Origin of the sequence: Caballeronia arationis (assembly GCF_001544975.2) — a bacterium.
GTDB lineage: Bacteria > Pseudomonadota > Gammaproteobacteria > Burkholderiales > Burkholderiaceae > Caballeronia > Caballeronia arationis.
On record NZ_FCOG02000485.1, the window covers coordinates 1 to 1,117 of the forward strand.

Annotated in this window: 2 protein-coding genes; both read right to left on the reverse strand. The window is 61.6% G+C overall.

The features are described from left to right. The coding region (locus AWB81_RS43365; protein WP_510183687.1) for a site-specific integrase at positions 1–461 on the reverse strand (461 nt) is incomplete at its 3' end. A 51-nt stretch (positions 462–512) separates the two neighbouring features. Beyond that, positions 513–1,117, reverse strand: a 605-nt coding sequence (locus AWB81_RS43370; RefSeq protein ID WP_062644758.1) for a nucleoside 2-deoxyribosyltransferase, incomplete at its 5' end; no start/stop codon positions are given.

The following is a 1,117-nucleotide window of genomic DNA, read 5'->3' on the forward strand; positions in this document are numbered from 1 at the left end:
GCAACGATCGCCGTATTTCTCAGTTCCTTGAACGCCGCATCTTCCGTCGAGACGCATACCGCCTGTAATCGCGCATCGTCTTCCGACGACAGGTAGATTGGCCTCGGTTCGTCCTCTGGCCAGCTCTCGTTCACGAGCATCAGCGCGGCCGGATTGTCCGCACGTAACTCGACGTTGACAAGGTGGCGCGTGAACCGGTCGATCAGCTTGAGGTAGCGCAGGCGGGTCGTTGTGCCCGGCGCGCAGTCCTGCGCGAGGTCGGTGAAGAAGCCGTCGAGGTGGTCCGCTCCGTAGTTCGCCACGGTCACACGGTGCGCGGTCAGATAGTCGTGGAACCGCGAAAACATCGAACGATGCTGGACGATCGACTGGTCGGCGAACGCGCGGCGATCGGCGCCGGGCTTCTTCACGTTGCCATTGCGCGTAGGCGTCCTCCGGTGCAGCAAGCCAAAGATCGTCAAACATGGAAATCGATATACTGAAGTTTGCCTACCCCAAACCCTACAGCGAAGCTAACGCTTCGCCAACCCCGCGCCACCAAGAGAGGGTCCGCCCTTTCCATTTTTGATGGCATCGAGGCAAGCTGCCGGCCCGCCAACGACAATCTGCGCGGAGCACGCGAGCATTAGATTGACGCTTAGGCCGAAGTCCTCAATGAGATAGCCACCGGCACAGAAAGCGCCTTCGCTTTCAGTCGCTGCTGCCTCAACGCGTTGAGCGAGCATCGCTTCGGTAGACCGATATGCCCAAGCGGGCTTGCCGAGCGCGACCGCAAAGCCGACTTCGAAAGCGGTGCCGCTGTCCGGCTCGCCGGCGCCCCGAAAGTCGTCCAGGTTCGCCATCACGATATCGGCCGACCGGATCAGTTCGATGTTCGCAGCATATATCCATTGCGCAGCGTCTTGCCTTCCAAGCGAGGCGGGCACTTGCCCGTCGAGCGGATAGAGCCCGACGAAACCGCGATCGCGGCAGAGCTGCTTGATGTGCTCGCCGTGATCCTTGGCGTCCCGGCGAAAGACGTCGAAACCCGCGAGGTAGACGCGTGGCTCGCTCGCGGCGCGTTCGATCGGCAGAGGAGAGGGGTCGATCCTTCCTTCTCGGACTCGGCGTTTGATTC